The organism is Herbidospora galbida, assembly GCF_005233835.1.
GTDB classification, from domain to species: domain Bacteria; phylum Actinomycetota; class Actinomycetes; order Streptosporangiales; family Streptosporangiaceae; genus Herbidospora; species Herbidospora galbida.
Window position 1 is genome coordinate 1 of the sequence record NZ_SZQA01000035.1, and the last position, 22,078, is coordinate 22,078.

Genomic DNA, 22,078 nt, shown 5'->3' on the forward strand with positions numbered 1-22,078 from the left:
CGCCGGACCGCCGCAGGCGGGCCGGCTTGATTACGTAGAGAAAATCCTCATCCAGCAGCCTGTACGCCTGTGCTTCGATGAGCAGGTGGACGAACAGGATTCGGCCAGAGTCACTCATATGGCCGGCCACGCGAAGCCGTAACGGAAAAGGATCCTTACCACAGGCGACGGGAACGGCCGATACGGCGGTGACGATGCAACCGAGCCGGATTGCTCGTGCAAGCCCACTGCACCCAAAGCAATCAGGAGAAGCGGGCTCATACGGTCGAGATCGGATCGCTCAAGTGAGGATCTACTTCAACGCCTCACGGGTCTGGTCAGCGAGACTGATGGCGGCGAACAGCGTGTTGTCGAGCGTCAGGTGCGCTGCCGGACTGTTGTTGAGCTTGAGCGCGGCCGTGTAGTTGTCCAGTTGGCGAGTTTCCACGCGTCGCGAGGAACGGCCCGGTGTTCTATGTACTCGCGCATCGTGTCGGGATCGCACGTCACCCAGGCTGCCGCGACGTCGACTCCCTTGGCTGCACACCGGTTTGTCAGCCGAGAGAGCCACGCACTGTCATGAAGCTCGGCGACAAGGTTGGCCGAAAGGATCGTCGAGGTGCCGACCGAGATGTGTCGAAGGCCGCATCGATGAGGCACCGATATTCGAGAGGGCGCACCTCGGTGAGATAGAGGTCGCTGTGCCGATCGTGGGGGTCTCCCCCAAGCGTGGTCAGCAGACGTTCGGTGAGGGCCCGGGTCAGGGTGTCCTTGTCGAGCAGCGCCCAACCGGTCACGTCGGCCAGGAACCGCGCGAACTCGGTTCGGCCAGATCCGGAATGTCCGCCGATCAGGATGAGGATCGGCCGCGGACTGGGCTGGCGGTGCCATGCGTCGACAACCCGCCGGCGAAGCATGTCCAGCTCGCCGCCAGATGGGGTGAGCCGGGCCGAGAGCTGGACCAAGGTCTCTTCGATGACCGACGCGGTCTGGGCATCGATCACCGGGTCCGTGGGGCGCGGGAGAGCGGAGATCGGGCTCTGGTGCGTTTCGCCGGGAAGCGGGAGCCGGAAGCCCAGTGCTGATTCGGTGGCTTGGTCCATGAGGCAGTAGGCCCGGCGATATCCCGGGCTCGGGTATACGGCGCCGCTCTCATGCGACCAGAGCGTCTGGAAGCCCCGAACAGGTCGCGTCGCCTCTCGCGGGACGCCCCTACGACCTGCGCCACGCTGCGGTGAGCCTCTGGCTCAACGCCGGAGTGGCACCACCCGATGTCGCCGAACGAGCCGGTCACGGAGTCGATGTTCTGCTCAAGGTGTACGCGAAATGCATCGACGGCGGCGCCGAATCCGCCAACCGCCGGATCGGTGCGGCATTGACAAGCTGACCCGTCGGCAAAGCTCCGCCCCGCCCTCGGCCAATCGGCCGGGGGCTTTTTCGCGTGATCACTGTCGAGCCGAGTCCTGGGGTGCTCCCGCGCAGGAGCCTCGGATTCGGCCCCGCGACCTGGGAAAACGCCACCAAGATCATGTCGCGTATACGTCGCGATCAACGACATGGAGCCGCATTGGACAGCACACGGCTGCACACAGGGAAAATGATCACCAGGTCACCCGACACCCATAAGGCCAGGTCAGACCACGTTTCCCAAGCTAAGCGGAGAGCGTGGGATTCGAACCCACGAGGAACGTCACCGCCCCTAGCGGTTTTCAAGACCGCCAACAGCTATCAGGGGTTTCCTCTGTGACCTGCGCCTCCTGTCGCACTACCGCCCTCCCATGAAAGATCATCCCGTACATATCACACCGCTCGCACCTACCCCGGACTACCGGGACTACCCACACGTGCCGAACTTGAGCGGACGTTGCCGGACATGGGGCCGATACCGCCGGTACAGCCAGTGAGAGCACGGTCGGCGTCAGGCCGCCCGATAGGCACCCCGCTCATAAGGCGATACAGACTGCATCCCGTATTTCGTCATCCGCTGATATCCAGACACCGAGTGCGGACGAGGGGACTGGCGCTTCTCGATTCCGGCCACGGACTCGGGAAACAATTCGGTTTTCCCGAATTCCTCAATAGTGTCCAACCCCTTCGTCCGGCTGATAAGTACGGCGGCCGCGACGACGGCCGCACCGCCGACAGTTAAGATGATCTTATTGTTCTTCTTGATCCACTTCTTTACGGTCTCGGAGACGGGGGCGGTCTCGCCGACCTTGGAGGTGGTCTGGTTGTGCATGGGGGCGTTCATGCACACAGATCTACCGGACGCACCCCTTAATTGTCGAGAAATCACCCGACATCGCCTAATCGAGCAGAGCCGGCGCGAGCAAAGGAACCGACTGAAGCGCGAAGACGGCCCTCTCGCAAGGCAGTGGAGACCTAGGACCCGGCTGTGTCGATGTGCCCGAGTTCAGACGTATTAGAACAGCGACTTCTGCACGGGCCGAAAATCGACACCCGTCGAATCGGCTGCAGCAACATGGGCCATCAAAGTGGCACCAATAATTTCGCCGAGTCTCACCGGAACGGCATTACCGATCAGCCGGCCCAGAGTACTAAAAGTCGGGGATTCCCCTTCTCTTACAAACTCGTATCGTCGAGGAAACGTCTGGATCATGGCAGCCTCCCGCAAAGAAATGGCGCGATTCTGTTCAGGATGGCCAAACCGCCCATTTCCATACCCGAAGCACTGAGTAGTCATCGTCGGCGCTGGGGCATCCCACTCCATCCGGCCATAAACGCTGGGGTACGTAGATCCCGAGTCTCTTTTATGGCACGCGGCCAGCAGTTCTGGATCCCAGTCTCGCCATGTGCCACCTGGCTTGGATGCCTTGATGCGTTTCATGTTCAGATCACTCAACGCTGAAGCGACATGCAGAGAATCCGCTTGATCTTGGCTACCCGCCGCCAAGCGAGGAAGATCCTCAATTGTCTGACGGACTGTACGTTCAGGTCCGAGACTTTCAGGTATGCGTAGGTTCTTGCTTCCCAGTTTTGAAGCTATGAGTACCAGGCGGCGCCTCGTTTGAGGGATTCCCAGCTTGGAACACTCTACTACGGACCAGCTAATAGCATATCCATCGAGCGAGACCAGAAACTCATCGAATACTTCATGTCGCGCAAGTTGGGGAACATTTTCCATGGTTACGAGATCCGGCTGCACTTCTCGGATCAGGCGCCCAAAGGAAGACAGCAGTTGCCAATCCATCCCTCTCTTCTTGCCACGATCACCCTGACTGTATGTAGAAAACGGCTGACACGGAGCACAGCCAGCGAGCAGCGATATCTCATCCTCGGGAAAATAAGGGAGAATGTCTTCGGCAGAAACTTGGTTAACATCTCGTTCGATAAAAACTGCCGAATTGTTCGCCTCGAAGGGGAAGCGGCAAGCTGGATCGAGGTCAATGCCGGCCCGCACGTTAATACCGCTTTGCAAAAGCCCGTGAGTCAAGCCACCCGCACCACAAAATAGATCAACTGCGGATATCCGTGGTGGCGTTTGAAGATCTTCCATCACGTAGCTCCCTGCGGCCTGTGCTCAGGCTTCAAAAAATCGAAGGACTGGATGTGAGAAACAAAGCATTCTATCACTTCTCGAAGGTAGGATCCAACTGCATTCGAGGTGATTCGCAGCTCAGATACTCCGATCCCGTCAGCGCAATCAACGAAAGATATGGATCCATGCGCCAGACTGTTCCGGCGCTGTTTTACGAGCTTTAAAGCGCCGAGGTCGTCTCGCAGGGGGCGTTTAACTTTGGCCCGAACCTTTGCCGAAATGGCGATCTGGCAACCTATACGCTTCCCTATTTTATCTATCGCCTCATCGTCCCAGTTTCCGCCGCCACCAACTTCTATCTCAAACGAAGCAATCGGTAACTGATTGATAAGGAGATCACACATCTCGACTACTTGCTTAAGTCGATTTTCCGGCGACAGCTCTACATGCGTTCGCGCCACCGAGCGCACCCATTCCCGTTGCAGCTCAACATTGAGATGTTCGGGCCGCCATTGGCTCCCATCTTGAGCAGCAAGAGAGAGTGCGTCGATACACCTCGATACTGTCGCCTCTACAAGGTTGTACAGTTGAAGATAAACACTGGAGTACAGGATCTTCTGCTGAGAAGCCGTAATAGGATGCGATGAGCCATTTATTCGCGGCACACCCGACTGGGCGGACAGTTCGATCTCACCCAACAGATCGATGTATGTTTCTATCTCTTCGAATCGTTCGTTAAAGAACGGAAGAAGGCCGCCGGTGGTCACGATTCGACCAACCGGGAGCGCACGAAATCGATTCGACCCTTAAGGCGCGCCTTCGCGTTAGCTCCATCAGAGCCAGTTATGTCGGAGAACTCTTGCCCATGTATCCAGCCTGACACGTCGATAAGCTCAGGGCTAAGGGATTCCAATTCCGGACGATCGCTAAGAGCCCAAAATGCACCAATGGCGATCGATTCGAATCTGGCTCTAGGAGTTGCCCGGCCATTGCGGGTCTTTGTGAAGCCGTGCGGAAATACCCTTTTCACAAATGCCATGGTGTCGCTGAACCTCTTACGATAAAAGGTAGCAAGCCTCGGATTATTTGTGAATTCTTCATTCATCTTTTTGACGTAGTCAAAGATGAAATCGGAAGGGCGATCACGATACCCTTCCAATCCGTCGCCGTAGGCGAAGAATCGAGTCACCAACTCTTCTGGGCCGCGCTCTTTTTCTCGCTTGTTGCTCATCGGCGCCAGCTTGGCGAAGGTCGGATCCTTGGCGAGGTCTATTACCATCGATATGAACGGACCAGCCAATGCTCCGCGCCGAATTTCGGCGTTATTCGCGTGCTTGCTTCCGGTGTTGATCCTTTCGAACATATCCAAACGTGCAGCCTCGTCGGCATGCTCATTCAGGACGATACCACGAATCGATCGGTTCTTAATTTTACGCTGCCGGGATTCGGGTAGATCCGTAAAATAGAAACCGGCCAGCCGTGTAAGCTGATCCAGCTCCCCCAATTGAAGTTCCCCGAATATGAACTCTTCGAGCGTTCGAAGTCTTTGAGAGCCATCTACAATTTCCAGTTTTCCATCCGGCATTTCCCAGAAAAAGATAAATGGAATCGGCAGGCCCATGATCAGCGACTCGATAAATTTCGACTTGCGCTCTGGCTCCCACGTGAACTCTCGCTGATATGCGGGCACAACATACTCACCGGTGCGCATTTTATTCGCGAGAATTTCAACCGAATACTCGGTGATATAGAAGTCTATTCGTTTGGCTTGCTCAACGATTTGAGCTTCCGCAGCCTCTTCGTCTTCGACCCCGAGGATCATGCCTTGACTCATTCCTGGCTCCATCCCGAGGTGGCCAACACTGCGGTTGCAATTGTAGTGATGTTGCGACCAAGTGCACTGACGTGCTGATCATTCCATACCATACCTGCGAACGTCGGGCATACGCCCGGGGCAATCTCGTCGAGACGGCCACAGCAGGAAACCCACCCCCGGTCAGCTATGTCCGGTGGAACCAGGCGCCAGCCACCTGCAGAGACGATGTGATTGCTGAAGGTAGCTAGAACTTGCGCCTAGGTGACACCCTCTTGCGATGGGTCAGCTTCGAGCGGACGATCCTGAGAGGCGACTCCCTCCCAAGGAAGCGAGCGAATCGTGATCTCAATGCTGATCTCGATCGCGTTGAACCGCAGGCTGAGCGGCGATCCCCGCTATGTCCGCTGCGCAGCCTGCGGCCACACGGCAAGCGAACTTGAAGCGCCACTGCTCATCTCAATGCGGTTCACCTTTGTCCAGGGGCAACCCATGGATGGAGATCAGATGCCAGCAGTGTGGACGTGCCCCTCCTGCGGTCGCGCCGGCCCATTGGAGGTGGGCGAGTTACTGGCGAACGACACTCTTTTCGGCTGCCGACGAACTTTGCTCTGCCGATACCGTTGGACGGTCCCGAACAGTGCCTCCACGGTCACCTGCCCCCGCTGCTACACCGGCCAACCTGGCCCCGCCGCCTAATGCACGCGCTTGGGGGTCCGACTGACGTCGTATAGCTGCGCCGGTCGCGACCGGCCGAAGAGCCGCAGCGCGACCGGCGCGGGCGGCACGCCGCAGGCGGGCCGCCTTGAAGACGTAAGGAAAATCCTCATCGAGCGGACCAAGTGTTCTTGATCAGCTCGACTCGTTCAGGCCTCGGGCGGGCTGACAATCGATCCCTTGCCTGGCTTGGTCGTGATCAGCCCGCGTTCCCGGAGAGCCTCCATGGCCTTCCGCACGGTGACCCGAGCAACGTCGAACTCCTCCTGAAGCTTGACTTCGGAGATGAGCGTGAGCGGCGGATAGGTCCCGTCCTCGATCCGGCCGGCAACGACGTTGGCTATCTGCTCCCACTTGTAGAGCCTGGGGTCCCACTCGATCACGTGACGACTGTAGGTATGCCCCCACCTGCGAACATAGAACAGCATGTCCTAGGTACGGCATAGACAGGATAGGACAGGTTGACCTAGGCTCATCTTCATGGCGACGCGATCGGACATCGACTCTCTCCGGACCGCCTTCCCCAACTGGGTGCTGTTCCGCAGCGACGAAGGCGTCTTCTACGCCACCCGGCGCGGCGTAACCCTGGACTGGGAGCAACTCGCCGAGGGTCTGATGCAGACCGTCGCAGCCGACACCGCTGACGACTTAGCCAAGACCATCAAGACGCAAGAGTGCCCGGACGGCACCCAGTGACCAGCCTCAAGGCGTTGGACGCCGCAACTCACGGTCCGCATGTGTCGCCACCGCATCCCGAATCCGGGCGTGTGCGTTGGCTCAGTCCCACCAGTCGCGCCGTCCGCGTGCGCGTTCGCCGGCACACCTGCGAGTGCCAGCCCACTCTCTATGAGCTGTGTCAGTCGGGCGGCCTGATGTTCATCCGCCGCACGCGAAGAGTCAACCACCCTTCGACGATGGAGACGGACTGGCTTCCCACCCGGGACGCCGAGCAGCTCTGGACCAGGATCCTCACTGGCGAAGTCCGATAAGGACTCGATCTATTCGCGATATTGGAGGTGATAAAACCAATATGTCCAGTCGGTGATTCTCCTCATCGACAAATACCGCACTGATTCATAGCGCGCATTCCCGCAGGCCAGCGAAGGTCATGCGGGCTTAGGCGCTGCCCACTGGCAGTTTTTCTGCCAGTCCCCGCAACGCCCCGACCTATCGTCGAGTCACGACGACAAAGGAGGGGTGGGCATGACGGCAACCGAACACATGACCACGGGCCAGCGAATCGCACGCGCCCGTTATCGCAACGGCTGGGATCAAGCCACGCTGGCCGAGAAGATCGGCCGCTCGGTCTCCTGGCTCTCGAAGGTGGAGAACGGACGGCTCCCCCTCGACCGTATGAGCGTCGTCGGCCAGGTCGCCGAAGCGCTGAACGTCGAGATCGCCGAACTGACCGGCCAGCCCTACCGGCACGACACCGCAGAACTCGACTCCGGTCATTCCGCGATCCCGGGTCTCCGCCTCGCTCTCCAGCACGCGAGCATGCCGGGTGGTGCAGCCTTGCTCGGCAGTCGCGAACCACGCGACCTTGCCGAACTGGAGGCCAACGTCAAACTGGCCGAACGGCTCCGCCAGGACGCCCGGTTCAGCGCCCTCGGCGAAGTGCTTCCCGGCATCATCACCGATCTCCTGATCTCAACGAACGACGAGAGGAACCGCGACAGGGCCGAAGCGCTCATGCTGCGTGCCTGCCACATGGCGCGAGTCTCGTCCAACCTGCTCGGACATCACGACCTCGGCTGGACCGCTGTCCAACGCGAACTGGTCGCCGCCCAACGGGTCGGCTCCCCCGAACTGGTCGCCGCCGCAGCTTGGGACCTGTGCGGCGTCTGGCTCCACGAAGCCTCCGTGGACGCCGCGAAGAACGCGGCCTTGGCCGCACTCGATCAGATCGAACCTCACGTCGGCATAGGGGGCGAGACCATCAAGGCGCTGTGGGGCGCCCTCCACCTGCGGGCGGCCGTCGCGCATTCTCGCCTCTGGCGAGCGGTCGAAGCGGAAAGTCACCTCGCCGAAGCCCGCCGAGTGGCCGTCGACCTGCCGGGGTCCGGCAACGTCTTCCAGACACAGTTCAACCAGGTCAACACCACGATTCACGCTGTGGAAGTCAGTATGGAGCTCGGTCGTCCACGCGAGGTCATCTCGCGCGCCGAAGACGTCGCCGTCGCAGAGATCGCCTCGTCAGAACGCCAGGCCCACTACTGGACCTGCGCGGCGGCCGGCTACCTCATGAACCGCAAAGAAAGTGATGCACTAGATGCGTTGCTGCGCGCGGATCGCATCGCGCCACAGCACGTCCGCAACCGCCCACTGGTCCGCAACCTCGTGCGTGACCTCCGTGACAGCGGTAAGCACCGTCGCGAACGCGAGGTGTCCCACCTCGCCTCGGTGATGCGGCTTGCCTGATCGCCTACATGGGGTGATACGTGGCTCTCAACGACATCGAGCGGCAGATCTTGTTGCAGGAACTCGCGGAGATCTCGGCGGACCTGTCCGACCTCCAACGGCGCACTGTGGCGATCACTGCTCGGGTTGATCGGTCCGAGTCCGGGCGTCCAGCTCGTCCAGCCTGAGACTCAGTTTGTGCATGTGTTCGCGGATCTCGCGGAGTTGCTCGGAGATGATCGCGAACTCCTCGCTCTGCTGCGCGGCGGGGGCCTGCCGCGCGCCGGTCGCCTCGGGACGCTCGATCACAAAGCTTCCCGTGCCCTGGCGCGTCTCGATCAGTCCTTCATCGCGCAGCACAGCCAGGGCGTTGCCGATGGTCATCATGGCAACGCCGTACTGTTCCGCCAGCTCACGCGCCACGGGGAGTTGCTCCCCTACGGTGTAACGCCCGTGCGCGATCTCACTGCGGATGCTGTCGGCGATCCGCAGATAGGGCCGCCGTCGATCCGTACCTGCCATGGCACCACCGTACAGGTTCTAGACATCTAGGTCTCTGGGCAACTTCTGTCGAGCTCCTTAGGGCGACATCGCTATATCGGTTTACAGATCTAGTTACCTAGGTATCTTTATATGCAGTACACCAACTCTTCAAGGAGTCTCCAGTGCGCAACATCCCCATCCCCGTCGACACGAGCAGGCTCGCCATCACCTGTGTGAAGGCCCCGCAACCGCGCATCCGCGACCGACAGACAGGAGAGATCAAGGTCGACAAGAACGGCCAGACGGTCTACGAGATCACGACCTCGACCGAAGACGCCTTCGGCAGGATCGAGCTGGTCAAAATCGCCGTCGCCGGCGAACCGCCCGTCGGCGTCGGTCAGCGAATCTTCCCCGTCAACCTGGTCGGCTACGTCTGGGAGATCGCCGGACGTTGGGGCATCTCCTACCGCGCCGATTCGATCATCTCGGCGGAGACCGCACAGGTGGGGGCGAAGTCCCGTGACTGACCACCTGGACTGGCTCGCACTGGTGGCCGCTTCGCTGTCCTGGCTGGTGGCCTGGCGGCTCTGTCACCCGCGTTCGTTCTGGTACGCCCTGGGCTACCCCCTGACCGCCCTCCGCGTCCGTGCGACGTGGCGCAAAGTCGCCCTTGGTTGCGGGCTGACCAAAAAGCGTCAGCGCTTCTGGTTCACCACCGTCCCCGGGCTGATCGCCTCGACCGGCGTCGTACAGGTCAAGCGACGCTGGCAACGCATCTCCGTCGACACCAAGCCGTGGATGTGGCTACCACTGCCCACCCGGCACGGCTGGCGCGTCACCCTGCACCTGCTCGAAGGCCAGATACCCGCCGACTACTCCGAGGCGGCCGAACGCCTGGCGCACTCCTGGGGCGCGCACGCCGTCCGCGTCTCCTCCGACAAGCCCGGCCGCCTGCGCCTGCACGTCACCATGCGCGACCCGTTGGTCAAGCTCGACAACCTCCCGGCGTCTCCGGACCTCCTGAAGATCACGGTAGGCGCCCTGGAGACAGGCCGCCCTTGGGTGATCGACTTCCGGACTGTCCCGCACTGGCTCAACGCGGGCGCCACCCAATCCGGCAAGTCCAACCTGGCCAACGCTCTCATCGTCGGACTGGCCCCCCAGCCCGTCGCCCTGGTCGGCTTCGACCTCAAGGGCGGAGTCGAGTTCACCCCGTACAAATCCCGCTTATCCGCCCTGGCTACCAGTCGCCCCGAGTGCACCGGCCTCCTGGATGACCTGCTCGGCATCATGACCGACCGGATGGACCTGTGCCGCATGGCCGGCGCCCGCAACATCTGGCAACTCCCGCCCTACATGCGACCGACCCCCATCGTCGTCCTGGTCGACGAGCTCGCCGAGCTCTACCTGATGGCCGACAAGAGCGAGAAAGACGACATCGCCAAGACCTCCACCGCGCTCCTGCGCGTGGCCCAACTCGGCCGCGCCTTCGGCATCTACCTGTTCTGCTGCGGCCAGCGCATCGGCTCCGACCTCGGACCCGGCGTCACAGCACTCCGCGCTCAGTGCTCGGGCCGCGTCTGTCACCGCGTCAACGACCCCGAGACCGCGACCATGACCCTCGGCGACCTCGACCCGGCCGCCCTGGACTCCGCCCGCGCCATCCCGGCCGAAACCCCCGGCGTCGCCATCGTCGCCGGTCAGGACGGCCAGTGGTACCGCGCCCGCTCCCACTACGTCAGCGAAGCCACGGCCGAACACTCCGCCCAGACCTTCGCCCACCTGACTCCCGCCTGGGAGGACCTCATCAACCCCAACCCGGTCGCCGACCCGGCGCCCAAAGGAGCCTGACCTTGCGCATTCGCCTCGAAGGCAGCCACGCCGAGATCACGTACGTGGTCATCCGGCTCCGCCAGATCTTCACCGTCATGTCGGTCACCCGGCCCAGGCCGAACCGCAAGCGGCGCGGCCACTACCGGTCTGACCTGACCCTCATCCCGCGCAAGGTCCGCTGACCGGCGCGACGCCCCCCGCCTGGCCACACAACCGCCAAGTTCCGCGCCAGGCCGGGGGCCATCCCACACAGATCACCTCTGCTAAGGACGGTCCCATCTTGCCCCACCCCACCGCTTCGCACGCGGTCGCCGGGATCATCGCCCGGCTCGACGACCCTCGATACGCCCGCTGGGCCGCGCAGATCAGGCGCACCGGCGGATGCCGTCAGCCCATCCACCTCCGGGGCTCCGTCGACCACATCGACGCCGGCACCGGCGAACTCCTCCACCGCTACAGCACCCGCAGCGAACCCGACGGCGTCCTGCGCGTGGCGTGCAAGACTCGCCGCGCCTCCCGCTGTCCGGCCTGCGCCGAGACCTACCGCGCCGACACGTACCAACTGATCCGCGCGGGCCTGGTCGGCGGCAAGGGCGTACCGGCCTCGGTCAGCGCGCATCCGTCCCTGTTCGTCACCCTGACTGCGCCGTCCTTCGGGGCCGTGCACGCGCGCCGAGAGGCCAACGGACGAGTCCACCCGTGCCGCGCTCGCCGGAAGGCTGCACCCTGTCCGCACGACCGGCTTCTGTCCTGCACCGTCCGCCATGCTCCCGACGACCGCCGCCTGGGCGAACCGCTGTGCCCCTCGTGTTACGACTACACCGGGTCGGTCCTGTTCAATGCCACCGCCCCTGAGCTGTGGCGACGCTTCACCGAAGCCCTTCGCCGGCGACTCGCCAAAACGGGCGGCCTGCCCCTGCGGGAACTTCGTGAGCACCTCATGCTCTCCTTCGCCAAGGTCGCCGAGTACCAGAAACGCGGCGTGGTCCACGTGCACGCCGTCATCCGCCTCGACGGTCCGACCGGTCCCGACTCGCCGCCTCCAGACTGGGCAACCGCCGGCATCCTGGCCGACGCGATCCGGCACGCCGCGAACGCCGTCACGGTCACCGTTCCCATCCCCGGCCAGCCTGGCCGAATCCTCACCTGGGGCGATCCGAGCAAGGGTCTGGACATCCGCCCCATCGCCACATCCGACGACCTGACGGAACAGGCCGTCGCCGCGTACATCGCCAAGTACGCCACCAAGGCCGCCGAGTGCGTCGGCACGCTCGACCGTCGAGTCGGTGCACTCGACGACCTGTCCGCCCTGCCCGTCCGCGACCACGCCCGGGAGCTCATCGCCGAGTGCCTGCGATTGGGCGCCCTGGATGAACTCGCCGACCTCAACCTGATCCGCTGGGCGCATATGCTCGGATTCCGCGGCCACTTCTCCACCAAATCCCGCCGCTACTCCGTCACCATGGGCGCCCTCCGAGCAGCCCGCGAGGAACATCAACGCGGCGATGAGATCGGTACAGGTCGCATCCCGCTGTTCGACGAAGACACCGCCCTGGTCATCGCTCGCTGGGAGTACGCCGGAAAGGGCCTGTCCCTCGGCGAAGCGGTCTTGGCCCGCGCGATCGTCGGGGGCGCCGTATGAGGCGGAACGACGAACTCCTGACCGTGCGGCAGATCCTCGACGAGCTCGGCGGCGTCTCCCGCCGCACCTTCTACCGCTGGCGCGAACTCGGCCACGCCCCACGCGGCCTGAAGCTGCCCAACGGCGAGATCCGCGTGTACCGCAGCGAGCTCGCCGCCTGGCTGGACACCCTGCGGGAGGTGTCGTGAACCCCTCGTACGACGTCAAGCTGTGGGAGATCAAGCGCAACCAGTCGAGCAAGACGCCGTCCTACGTCGTGAGGTGGGCGGTCGGCCGCAAAGAGAGGTCACGGACCTTCCGGACGAAGGCCCTGGCCGACAGCTTCCTGTCCGACCTCCGTCAGGCGACCAAGCGTGGCGAGGCGTTCGACGTCGACACTGGGTTGCCCGTGTCCATGGTCCAGGCCAAGAAGGCGACGAGCTTCTACGTCTTCGCGCTGGGATACGTCGACATGAAGTGGCCTCACGCGGCGGCCAAGACTCGCGACAGCATGACCGACGCCCTGAGCACGGTCATCCCGGCTCTCGTCAATGAGGACGCGACCGGCAAGCCCGAACCGTCCGTGATGCGTCGGGCGCTCCGGCAGTACGTGCTCTCGCCGACAACCCGCGACATTCCCCCACCTCAAGAGATCAAGGAAGCGCTCACCTGGCTTGAAAAGAACTCCCTGCCGGTCGAGGAACTGGCCAAGCCACGCCTTGTCCGACTGGGCTTGGACGCCCTGACAGTCCGCCTCGACGGCACCGCCGCCGCGCCCACCACGATCGCCCGAAAGCGTTCGGTCTTCTACAACACCCTTCAGTACGCCGTCGATCTGGAAGAGCTTCCGTCCAACCCGATCGACAAGGTCAAGGCGTGGAAGCCTCCGAAGGTCCGGGAGGTCGTCGACCGCCGCGTCGTAGTGAACCCTGGCCAAGCTCGCGAACTGCTGAACGCGGTCACCTACGTGGGCCTCGTCAAGCGGGGGCGCCACCTGAAGGGGTTCTTCGCCTGTCTCTACTACGCGGGCCTACGCCCGGCCGAAGCCCTCGCGCTTCGTATGGGTGACTGCCGCCTGCCCGAATACGATTGGGGCCTTCTCCTCGTCGCCAAGTCCAAGCCCCAGTCCAACAAGCGCTGGACCGACAGCGGCGAAGGCCACGACGATCGAGGACTCAAGCACCGTGCAGCAGACGAGGGCCGGCCGGTGCCCATCCCTCCCCAACTCGTCACCATCCTCCGGGATCACATCGAAGAGTTCGGCGTCCACGAAGACGGTCGCCTGTTCCGGACCTCACGCGGCGGGATCATCTCGATAGGCACGTACTGCGAGACCTGGCGGGCCGCTCGCGCCCTGGCCCTCACGCCCGAACAGGTCGCGTCTCCCATGGCCGCCCGACCCTACGATCTCCGGCACGCCGCCGTCAGTCTGTGGCTCAACGCCGGAGTAGCTCCACCCGACGTTGCCGACCGCGCCGGCCACAGCGTCGACGTCCTGTTGAAGGTCTACGCCAAGTGCATCGACGGCGGCGCAGAGGTCGCCAATCGTCGTATCGGCACGGCTCTGGACGAGTGACCAGGAGCGCTCAACCGGCCCCGTTGACTTATTCGGTCACGGGGCCCTCGTCATGTCCGGCTCTTCAACAAAGCTCAACCGTGTCAACTCCTGGTTGACACAGCTCCGGCTGCTCAGAAATTGGTATAAGCCCGGCCCACACGGCGATTCCGTGATGTACGGTGCGTGGAATCGTGCCCTTGGCGGGGGCGATGCACCATCCCGGAGATCGCTTCGGGGGCTTCCAGAAGGAAGCCATCTAGTACGCGCATGGCCGGTGACATGAACCGCGCCCGGCGATGTGACCAGGTGTGGGGCTTTCGGATCCGTCAAGCGACGCAGCGCGGGCCTTCATGATCCCCGCGTCCCCATTTGGCGTATCACGAGCTAATAGGGGCAGGGCCCCGGCGACTGCCGGATGGCGCCCAGGATCAGAGAGAGCAGACGGATATGTCTGTTGATCCCCAGTTCCAGGCACCCCATCTCGGCGGAGGGCATCACCCCGACCAGCCGAATACTCACTCCAACGAGCGGTGGGACCCCATCACGCTGAAGGTCGGCGATGAGACGCTGACTGTCAGTAACTTCAGCCACGAACTCCCTGCTCCGTCAGAAGTTCGCGATCGCACCAAGCTGGTGCGCGCCGGTGAAAACAACCCCTACTGCGCGCTGCCGGAGGACGGCTGGCACGCGCTGGCGCGGGCGATTGTGCATCCGGCCGCGCTGACAGCGCAGCTTTCGTACCAGTCTGGCACTGGTGGGTCATCGCTCATTGAGGAGCACGTCGGCGGAGCGACCATGCGCTCGGGAAACGGCCGCGTCTGGCTGACCGAGATCTTCACGTTGGTGCAGCCACGTATCGGGCAAGATCCCCATGCCGAGTCAGACCCGGAGATCGAGGGCGAGTTGATCGCCGATGCCGCCCAGGCGATGCTGGTGTACCGGTTTCGCGACCAGAATCATCTTCGTAACTACCTGCGCCAGACGATCATCGCGACCCGGAATTCCAACAAGCAGTACGACGAGTCCATTCTCAGCCGGCGCATCACTCGGGCGGTCGTCGCGCACATAGCCCGCATCGAATTCTCCGACGGGTCCGAATCCTTCTACGTCCTAGTCGTCCGCGACGGAATCACTCGCGTCGTCAGCGCTTGGGGCGCATTGTGCGGGGATCAGGCGACCCCTGAAGAGATCGCCGATCGGGCCATTGAGGTCATGCTTTCCGAAAAGCCCGCGCGCCGTGGAGCGGACAAGCCACAGACCCAGCGCATGGCACTCGGCCGGCAGGGTGAACTCGACAAGTTGCGTGCCTCCTTCATCCGTGGACTGAGCGGCACCACCCCCGCCGAGGAAGCGATCAGAATTGGACAGGCGATCGTCGTACCGGCACAGATCGCCGTCGGGCTTCAGGTGCACCCCGGTTCTGGGCTGCCTCCCGGCGAGGTCTTTGATGACGCCGTCCGCAGCATCCTCTCCTCGATCCATGTTGAGTTCGGCATGTGGGATTCGGCCGCACAAAACGCCGAAATCGGCTCCCGCGCGCTCAAGCGGACCATGCTCGACGGTGTCAACGACACCACCGGTATCAATGTCGCCGATGTATACCGGTTGGCCATCGGCCACTATCCGCCTGAGCAAACGCCCCAGGTCTTTCGCGACCCCAACATCCCCGGCACACCGCTTTGGCGTGCAGTATTCCTGGTCCACTACCTGACCCGCCCGCCTGTCTTCGCGGTCATGAAGAAGCACGTAAAGACAATCGCGGGCAAGCAGCGGCTGCGCACCAACACCTACGCGGAGATCCTCGGCCCTATTACCGACCGACCGTGGCGTCTGGCCAAGAAGCAGACCCTACGGCAGGCACGCAACGCCTGGGGCAATGGAGGCGTGCTCACCAAAGAGGTCACCGACTCTGATTGGCAGCCGACCCCCTGCTCCGACTTCACCTCGCTGGTCGAACCGGCCGCCTCAGGCAACCTCGACGCCAGGCTTACCTTGGCCGTCGCCGGTGGTATCGCGCTGATCACCGACAAGTTGCTGACTCGCAGCGTCGGCTCGGCGGTTGATCACACCGTCCCGTTTCGCTCCGATGTCGACGACGTCATCGCCATGCTGGCCAGGGCAGAAAACCCCGCCGGCCTGCTCCTACTTGCCCACGCCGCCGACCGGTTCGACGCCGGTCGGGTAGCAGTGAACTCCTTCACCAACAGTCAGTTGATCAAAGAGGGTGGCGAGGACAACCGCTACACGATGGTCGCCGTCGATCTCGAAGCCGAGGATGGCATCGCCCGCGACGGAGCAGGCGTACCCCGCCGCCTCGACGAGTGGACAGTCGTCGCGGTGTCCGACCCCAAGCGCGCGGCCCAAGAAGAGGATGGACGTACAAAGGACAACGACACCGAGCCCAAGTCGGTACTCGATCAAATGGCTGACCACCGGCGCAAACTCCTCGGTACCCTTACCGATGCACAAGAGGCCCTTACCCAGCTCATGCGGCTGAGCCAAACATCAGACGCCGCAGGTGCCCATCCCCTTGGCTCCTCCCGTGAATGGGCAAAACTCTCGAAGCTCGCCGTCAAGGTTCAATCGACGATCTCCTCCAATGATCCGAACCCCGACTCTGATGACGATGCGGTTTAGCGTCAGTGTCAGTAAGTAGAACATGCAGAACCACCAAAGATCATTATTGATGGTGGTGCCAAGATCGCCACTCGTCGTATCGGCTCAGCACTGGACGAGTGATCAGTAACGCCTGATCAGGCCCCGTTGACTCCATTCGGTCGCGGGGCCTTCGTCATGTCCGGCTCGTCCAACACCTTGCTCCGATGGACCTGGGCGAAGCCCTGGGCCGCCGATCGCCCCCAGCCTGACCGGGACATCAGCCACCGCAAGGCGATCGTAGGGAGATGCGTCTACGGACCTAATGACCTGGCGAAACACCACCAAGATCATCCCGTGAATATCCCGTGATCAACGACATGGAGCCGCCCACGACGGCCCACGGTTGCACACATGGGAAATGATCACCAGGCCACCCGACACTCATAAGGCCAGGTCAGACCGCGTTTTCCAAGCTGAGCGGAGAGCGTGGGATTCGAACCCACGAGGAACGTCACCGCCCCTAGCGGTTTTCAAGACCGCCGCCATCGTCCACTAGGCGAGCTCTCCAGCGCACCCCTGTAAGGCGGTGCCACAAAACGCAACCCTACTCTCTCCCGCCCCCACCAGAGGACGGGAGAGCCACGCCACTAGATGTGATCCGGAATCTCGGAGTACCGCCGCTCCCCAACCCCCGGCGCCCCCGCGAACCCGTCCCCCACACAAGCCGCCAGCCGAAGGAACGCCGCCCGAGTAGGCTCCTGCAACCTCTCCAGGTCGATCTCCGCCCCCTCCTCAAGGTGAGGGTCGTAAGGCACCCGGACCACAGCCCGGCACCGAGCCGCGAAGTGCGCCTCAAGCCGCTTGAGGTCGACAGTCGACTTCGACCGGGGCCGCACGCTGCACAACACCACGGTCGCCGACCGAACCAGGTCCCCATAGTCGTGCGCCTCAAGCCAGTCCAAGGTCGCCGAAGCAGCCCGAGCCCCGTCGACCGAAGGGCTGCTCACCAGCACCAGTTGGTCGGCCAGGCCGAGCACACCGGACATCGCCGAGTGCAGCAGCCCGGTCCCGCAGTCGGTGATGCAGATCGAGTAGAAGTTCTCCAGGACGGCGGAGACCGCCTGGTAGTCCTCGGCGGAGAAGGCTTCGGACACGGAAGGATCCCGGTCGGAGCCGAGGATCTCCAGCCGCGAGGGCGTCTGCGAGGTGAAGGCCCGGATGTCGACGTACCGCCGGATGTCCCCGCGCTCGTTCAGCAGGTCGCGGATGGTCGCCGACGTCTCGAGTTCGACCTTGTCGGAGAGCGTTCCACGGTCGGGGTTGGCGTCGACGGCGATCACGCGGTCGCCGCGGACCTGTGCCAGCGTCGCGCCGAGGCCCACCGTGGTGGTCGTCTTGCCGACGCCGCCCTTGAGGCTGAGCACCGCGACGCGGTGGTGGCCGGCCGAGACGGGGGTGCGGGCCCGTGCGACCAGTTCCTGCCGGCGGCGCACCTCAGGGGCCTCACCGGGCTTTATCAAGCCGGCCGTCGCCTTGAAGACGACGCGCCGCCAGCCGGTGGCCGGTCCGTCCTTGCGGCCCTTGAGGAGGGTCGCGGGGTCGAGGCTGTCGGCCGAGGGCTTCGACGAGCGGGGCACCAGGGCCCGCGACGGGGCCGAGAAGGCCGGGGCGGGCAGGTTGTCGGGCTGGCGGCGCCGCGCCTGGTAGGGCTCGCGCTCCGCGATCTCCCGCGACTCCGAGAGGGGTGGCTGGACTTCTCTCGTGTACGCGTCCAGCGCCTCCCGCGCCGAAGTCCGGAAGGTCTCTCCGGGGCCGGGGGCGGGTTCGGCCGGCTGGCTGAGGTTCTCCCGCAGGGATCCCCTTAACGGCTCCTCGGCGTCCCGGATGGGGCGGAAGCGGTCGCCGGGGTCGGTGTCCTCGACGGCCGGGGTCTCCTCGACCTCGGTGCCGGGCCAGGAGAAGCGGCCGGAGTCGTGGTCGGTCAGCGGCTCCGACGGCAGCTTGAACGGCCCGGAGTCGGAGTCGCTCTCGGGGCGCGCGACCCGGTCGGTGTCGCGGGAGAACCTGAAGCCGCCGGAGTCCGATTCGCTGTCGGTACGCAGCCCGAAGGTCCCCGGGTCGGTGTCGTTACGCCCGAAGCTCGCCAGATCGGCCACCGTCTCGGGCGAGAACCGGCCCGTCTCGGCGTCGGGCCGGGGGAAGCGGCCCGAGTCGGCCTGCTCCTCGGACACCGGGACGGCCGGCTCCAGCCAGCCGCGTACCGGCTCGTCGGAGAGGTCGGGCTCGGCCGGTGGCCGCTCCCCGAACGCCCCCACGTTGTAGGAGTCGGTGTCGACCGGGGAGTCCCCGAACGCCCCTCGCCCGTTACCGAACGGCAGCGGGTCGAGCGTCTCCACCCCGTTGTCGATCGCGGGCGGCTCGTCGACCGCGGCGACCGCGCGGAAGGGCGCCGGCTCGGCCGGGACCGACCGCCATGGGTCCTTCGGGTATGGCGAAGGCACCTCGTCGGTTGGCGTCACCGGCTGCTGGGTCGCAGCCAGGGACGACGCCGTCACCGCGGACACCGCGATGTCGACCTCGTCGGGCATCTCCTTGATCGCGTCGAGCCAGGCCAGCTGGTCTTCGAGCGAGTGGGGATCCTCACGATCGTGTCGTGCCACCGTGTTTCCCCCTCGGGATGGGCTAAAGGGGCAGCAAACACATTGCAGATTAGCGCCCCGTATACAGGCGAACGCGGCCAACCGTCGAGTTGGCTGCTCGGTTACTTTAGGTCACATGCGTGCGATCGTGATTTCAAGCCCCGGCGGACCGGACGTTCTGGAGTGGCGCGAGGTGCCGGATCCGGTCCCCGCCCGAGGTGAAGTGGTGATTGAGATCACGGCGTCAGCCGTGAATCGGGCCGACCTCCTCCAGCGGCAAGGACTCTACCCGCCCCCGCCCGGCGCGTCTGAAATTCCCGGGATGGAATGTTCTGGGGTGATCACCGAGGTCGGCGAGGGTGTCGACACCCTCACCGTCGGTGACGAAGTCACGGCCCTGCTGGCCGGCGGCGGATATGCCGAAAAGGTGGCAGTTCCGTGGCAGCAGGTGATGCCCGCCCCCACCTCCCTGGCCGAGTCGGCCGCGCTGCCCGAGGTGGCCTGCACGGTCTGGGCCAACGTCTTCATGGCCGCGCGCCTGCGCAAGGGCGAGACGCTGCTCGTCCACGGCGGGGCCAGCGGCATCGGGACGATGGCCATCCAGCTCGGCAAGGCCTTCGGCTCGCGGGTGATCGTCACGGCGGGCTCGGAGGCGAAACTCGAACGATGCCTGGCGCTCGGCGCGGATAGAGGAATCAACTACCGAGAGGAAGATTTTTCCCAAGCGCTGAAGGACGACCGCCCCGACGTGATCCTCGACATCATGGGCGCCAAGTACCTGCAACCCAACGTCGCGGTCCTGGCCCATGGCGGGCGGCTGGCCATCATCGGGATGCAGGGTGGGACGAAGGGCGAACTCGACATCGCCGCGCTGCTGCGCAAGCGCGGGACCGTCATGGCCTCGGCCCTGCGCAGCCGCACCCCCGACGAGAAGGGCGCGATCTGCCGGGGCGTCGCCGACAGCGTGTGGCCGCTGGTCAGCGCGGGTGCGATCAGCCCGGTCGTCCACGCTGAGATACCGATGGAACACGCTGCGGAGGCCCACCGGATGCTCGAAGCGGGCGACCACATCGGCAAGATCCTGCTAGTAGGTTGAGAGACATGAACGCTGACGAGAGCACTCCACACATCGTGGTTCTTCCGGCAGGCGAAGAGGCCCCGGACGGCGAGGAGCGGTCGGTCGCCGACCTGGTGGAACAGCCCGCGAAGGTGATGCGGATCGGCAGCATGATCCGCCAGCTTCTCGAAGAGGTCCGCGCGGCCCCGCTCGACGAGGCGAGCCGCAAGCGTCTCATGGAGATCCACCAGAGCTCGATCAAGGAGCTCGAAGACGGCTTGGCCCCCGAACTCGTCGCCGAACTCGAGCGTCTCTCGCTCCCGTTCACCGACGCCAACGGCGCCCCGCCCAGCGAGGCCGAACTCCGCGTGGCCCATGCCCAGCTGGTCGGCTGGCTGGAAGGCCTCTTCCACGGCATCCAGACCACCCTCTTCGCCCAGCAGATGGCGGCCCGCGCCCAGCTGGAGCAGATGCGCCGCGCCCTCCCGGGCGGCTTCTCCCAGCAGGGCGGCCAGGAAGACCCCGGCCAGCGCGGCGCCTCGGGGCCCTACCTCTAAAACCGTCGTTCGTGTACGGGCTGGGCGACCCCCACGGCACCCGGCCCGACCACACGACTCCCTCTCAGGCCGCGTAGAGGCGTTCGAGCACCTGGGCGACCCCGTCGTCGTCGTTGGCCGCCGTCACCTGGTCGACCGCCGCCAGCACGTCAGGATGGGCGTTCGCCACCGCGTAGGACGTGCCGGCCCAGCCCAGCATCGGAAGATCGTTCGGCATGTCGCCGAACGCCACCGCGTCGGCGGGCGCGATCCCGCTGCGTTCGGCGAACCGGGCCAGGGCGGTCGCCTTGGTCACCCCCAGCGCGCTCATCTCGATCAACGCCCGCCCACTCGAATGCGTGGGCGTCACCAGGCCGCCCACCAACGCCACGACCTGCTCGTAGAGATCGTCGGCGTCCATCGTGTGGTGATAGGCGAGCAGCTTCGCGCAGGGCAGCCCCAAGACCGAGGCCACCGGCGCGCGGCCGTCGCCGAAACGCAGATCCCAGCCGCCCAGGGGAAAGTCGGTCTCGTACGCGTAGCCGTTCTCGTACTCGACCGAAAAGGCCAGTGAAGGCACGGCGGCCCGCAATAGGGCGACCGTTTCCGCCACCACCTCGGAAGACATCAAGTGGGAGTCGGCGATCGACTCGGTGTGCAGGTCGTAAAGGAGTGCGCCGTTGGCGCAGATGGCCAGGCCGCGGTGATTGACGACGTGCGAGACGGTCGTCATCCAGCGGGGCGGGCGGGCGGTGACGAAGACCAGGGTCGCCCCGGAGTCCTCGACGGCGGCGAAGGCGGCGGCGGTGCGGGCCGAGATGGTGCCGTCGGAACGCAGAGCGGTGCCGTCGAGGTCGGTGGCGATGAGGCGCGGTGGGGCCATAACAGCTCCCAGTTTGCCCTGTCCCCGAGACTCCCCGGTCAGGGGGATCTCAGGACAAGAATTCTCCCCCGGACTTGGAACACCGGGGGGCCGTCATAGTGTTAGATGTGAACGCGTTGTATTAGCTGTTCCCGTAGCGAAAACCAGCTTGACTGTTATGAGCCACCCGGGGAGCTGTGCGACACACCGGGGCTCACGAGGTGTGTGCCCCAAGATTCACTTCCTTAGGGAGAGCGTTAATGGCTCAGGGAACCGTCAAGTGGTTCAACGCTGAAAAGGGCTTCGGCTTCATCGCCCCGGACGGCGGCGCGCCGGACGTGTTCGTGCACTTCTCGGCCATCACCGGTTCCGGCTACCGGAACCTGGAAGACGGTCAGCGTGTGGAGTTCGAGGTCACCGAGGGCCCGAAGGGTCCGCAGGCCTCGCAGGTCCGCGCCCTCTAGACCACTGACAACGGCGAAG

General features: G+C 64.1%; 22 protein-coding genes and 2 tRNA genes. 12 read left to right on the top strand and 12 right to left on the bottom strand.

Features of this window, described 5'->3' with window-relative positions; genetic code table 11:
* Positions 1-292 precede the first annotated feature (292 nt).
* The 8 genes from FDA94_RS41225 to FDA94_RS29760 form a co-directional block, all read right to left on the bottom strand.
* Positions 293-427 (bottom strand): hypothetical protein, encoded by a 135-nt coding sequence (locus tag FDA94_RS41225; RefSeq protein ID WP_281286651.1) that lies wholly within the window; start codon positions 425-427, stop codon positions 293-295.
* 106 nt (positions 428-533) lie between these two features.
* A complete protein-coding gene (locus FDA94_RS29725) occupies positions 534-1,082 on the bottom strand; it encodes a P-loop nucleotide/nucleoside kinase family protein (protein WP_212735569.1) in 549 nt (182 codons plus the stop codon).
* Between the two features lie 554 nt (positions 1,083-1,636).
* A tRNA-OTHER gene (locus tag FDA94_RS39525) sits at positions 1,637-1,737 on the bottom strand.
* A 160-nt stretch (positions 1,738-1,897) separates the two neighbouring features.
* Positions 1,898-2,230 (bottom strand): hypothetical protein, encoded by a 333-nt coding sequence (locus tag FDA94_RS29740; protein WP_137250385.1) that lies wholly within the window; start codon positions 2,228-2,230, stop codon positions 1,898-1,900.
* Between the two features lie 171 nt (positions 2,231-2,401).
* Positions 2,402-3,496, bottom strand: a complete 1,095-nt coding sequence (locus tag FDA94_RS29745) for a DNA cytosine methyltransferase (protein WP_137250386.1) — start codon at positions 3,494-3,496, stop codon at positions 2,402-2,404.
* Entirely contained in the window at positions 3,496-4,245 is a 750-nt protein-coding gene (locus FDA94_RS29750; RefSeq protein WP_137250387.1) for an MAE_28990/MAE_18760 family HEPN-like nuclease, read from the bottom strand. The genes FDA94_RS29745 and FDA94_RS29750 overlap by 1 nt, the downstream gene beginning before the upstream one ends.
* Positions 4,242-5,300: a DUF262 domain-containing protein gene (locus FDA94_RS29755; RefSeq protein ID WP_212735570.1), complete on the bottom strand. Its 1,059-nt coding sequence runs from the start codon at positions 5,298-5,300 to the stop codon at positions 4,242-4,244. Before FDA94_RS29755 ends, FDA94_RS29750 begins: the two co-directional genes overlap by 4 nt.
* Positions 5,301-6,157: 857 nt before the next feature.
* Entirely contained in the window at positions 6,158-6,391 is a 234-nt protein-coding gene (locus tag FDA94_RS29760) for a GntR family transcriptional regulator (RefSeq protein WP_137250389.1), read from the bottom strand.
* Between the two features lie 97 nt (positions 6,392-6,488).
* Between FDA94_RS29760 and FDA94_RS29765 the strand changes: the two genes are divergently transcribed.
* Positions 6,489-6,704, top strand: a complete 216-nt coding sequence (locus FDA94_RS29765; RefSeq protein ID WP_137250390.1) for a hypothetical protein — start codon at positions 6,489-6,491, stop codon at positions 6,702-6,704.
* A gap of 507 nt (positions 6,705-7,211) precedes the next feature.
* Positions 7,212-8,429, top strand: a complete 1,218-nt coding sequence (locus tag FDA94_RS29775) for a helix-turn-helix domain-containing protein (RefSeq protein ID WP_137250392.1) — start codon at positions 7,212-7,214, stop codon at positions 8,427-8,429.
* A 114-nt stretch (positions 8,430-8,543) separates the two neighbouring features.
* Here FDA94_RS29775 and FDA94_RS29780 read toward each other — a convergent pair whose 3' ends face one another.
* Positions 8,544-8,930, bottom strand: coding sequence for a GntR family transcriptional regulator (locus tag FDA94_RS29780; RefSeq protein WP_061290201.1), 387 nt, complete (start codon positions 8,928-8,930; stop codon positions 8,544-8,546).
* Between the two features lie 143 nt (positions 8,931-9,073).
* On the opposite strand from FDA94_RS29780, the gene FDA94_RS29785 reads away from it, so the two are divergent.
* From FDA94_RS29785 to FDA94_RS29810, 7 genes are all read left to right on the top strand, one after another.
* A complete protein-coding gene (locus tag FDA94_RS29785; RefSeq protein ID WP_061290203.1) occupies positions 9,074-9,418 on the top strand; it encodes an SCO3933 family regulatory protein in 345 nt (114 codons plus the stop codon).
* Positions 9,411-10,742, top strand: coding sequence for an FtsK/SpoIIIE domain-containing protein (locus FDA94_RS29790; RefSeq protein ID WP_137250393.1), 1,332 nt, complete (start codon positions 9,411-9,413; stop codon positions 10,740-10,742). The genes FDA94_RS29785 and FDA94_RS29790 overlap by 8 nt, the downstream gene beginning before the upstream one ends.
* 2 nt (positions 10,743-10,744) lie before the next feature.
* Entirely contained in the window at positions 10,745-10,906 is a 162-nt protein-coding gene (locus FDA94_RS39530) for a hypothetical protein (RefSeq protein ID WP_157521631.1), read from the top strand.
* A gap of 98 nt (positions 10,907-11,004) precedes the next feature.
* Positions 11,005-12,366 carry a replication initiator gene (locus FDA94_RS29795; protein ID WP_137250394.1) on the top strand — a complete coding sequence of 454 codons (1,362 nt, stop codon included), beginning with the start codon at positions 11,005-11,007 and terminating at the stop codon, positions 12,364-12,366.
* Positions 12,363-12,554: a helix-turn-helix transcriptional regulator gene (locus FDA94_RS29800; RefSeq protein ID WP_061290209.1), complete on the top strand. Its 192-nt coding sequence runs from the start codon at positions 12,363-12,365 to the stop codon at positions 12,552-12,554. The genes FDA94_RS29795 and FDA94_RS29800 overlap by 4 nt, the downstream gene beginning before the upstream one ends.
* Entirely contained in the window at positions 12,551-13,921 is a 1,371-nt protein-coding gene (locus tag FDA94_RS29805) for a tyrosine-type recombinase/integrase (RefSeq protein WP_137250395.1), read from the top strand. The genes FDA94_RS29800 and FDA94_RS29805 overlap by 4 nt, the downstream gene beginning before the upstream one ends.
* Before the next feature lie 429 nt (positions 13,922-14,350).
* Positions 14,351-16,540, top strand: a complete 2,190-nt coding sequence (locus tag FDA94_RS29810; protein WP_137250396.1) for a hypothetical protein — start codon at positions 14,351-14,353, stop codon at positions 16,538-16,540.
* Positions 16,541-16,979: 439 nt separating this feature from the next.
* On the opposite strand, the gene FDA94_RS29815 is transcribed toward FDA94_RS29810, so the two are convergent.
* Together FDA94_RS29815 and FDA94_RS29820 are read right to left on the bottom strand one after the other, a co-directional pair.
* Positions 16,980-17,068: transfer RNA gene (locus tag FDA94_RS29815), tRNA-Ser, on the bottom strand.
* An 80-nt stretch (positions 17,069-17,148) separates the two neighbouring features.
* Complete coding sequence (locus FDA94_RS29820) at positions 17,149-19,161, bottom strand: nucleotide-binding protein (protein WP_246060221.1); 2,013 nt, start codon at positions 19,159-19,161, stop codon at positions 17,149-17,151.
* Between the two features lie 115 nt (positions 19,162-19,276).
* On the opposite strand from FDA94_RS29820, the gene FDA94_RS29825 reads away from it, so the two are divergent.
* Positions 19,277-20,236 (top strand): NAD(P)H-quinone oxidoreductase, encoded by a 960-nt coding sequence (locus FDA94_RS29825; protein WP_137250397.1) that lies wholly within the window; start codon positions 19,277-19,279, stop codon positions 20,234-20,236.
* Between the two features lie 5 nt (positions 20,237-20,241).
* Positions 20,242-20,754 carry a bacterial proteasome activator family protein gene (locus tag FDA94_RS29830; RefSeq protein ID WP_137250398.1) on the top strand — a complete coding sequence of 171 codons (513 nt, stop codon included), beginning with the start codon at positions 20,242-20,244 and terminating at the stop codon, positions 20,752-20,754.
* A gap of 64 nt (positions 20,755-20,818) precedes the next feature.
* Here the strand turns inward: FDA94_RS29830 and FDA94_RS29835 are convergent, their stop codons facing one another.
* Positions 20,819-21,616 (bottom strand): HAD family hydrolase, encoded by a 798-nt coding sequence (locus FDA94_RS29835; RefSeq protein WP_137250399.1) that lies wholly within the window; start codon positions 21,614-21,616, stop codon positions 20,819-20,821.
* A 239-nt stretch (positions 21,617-21,855) separates the two neighbouring features.
* Between FDA94_RS29835 and FDA94_RS29840 the strand changes: the two genes are divergently transcribed.
* Positions 21,856-22,059 (top strand): cold-shock protein, encoded by a 204-nt coding sequence (locus FDA94_RS29840; protein WP_030455233.1) that lies wholly within the window; start codon positions 21,856-21,858, stop codon positions 22,057-22,059.
* The last annotated feature ends 19 nt before the right edge of the window (positions 22,060-22,078 follow it).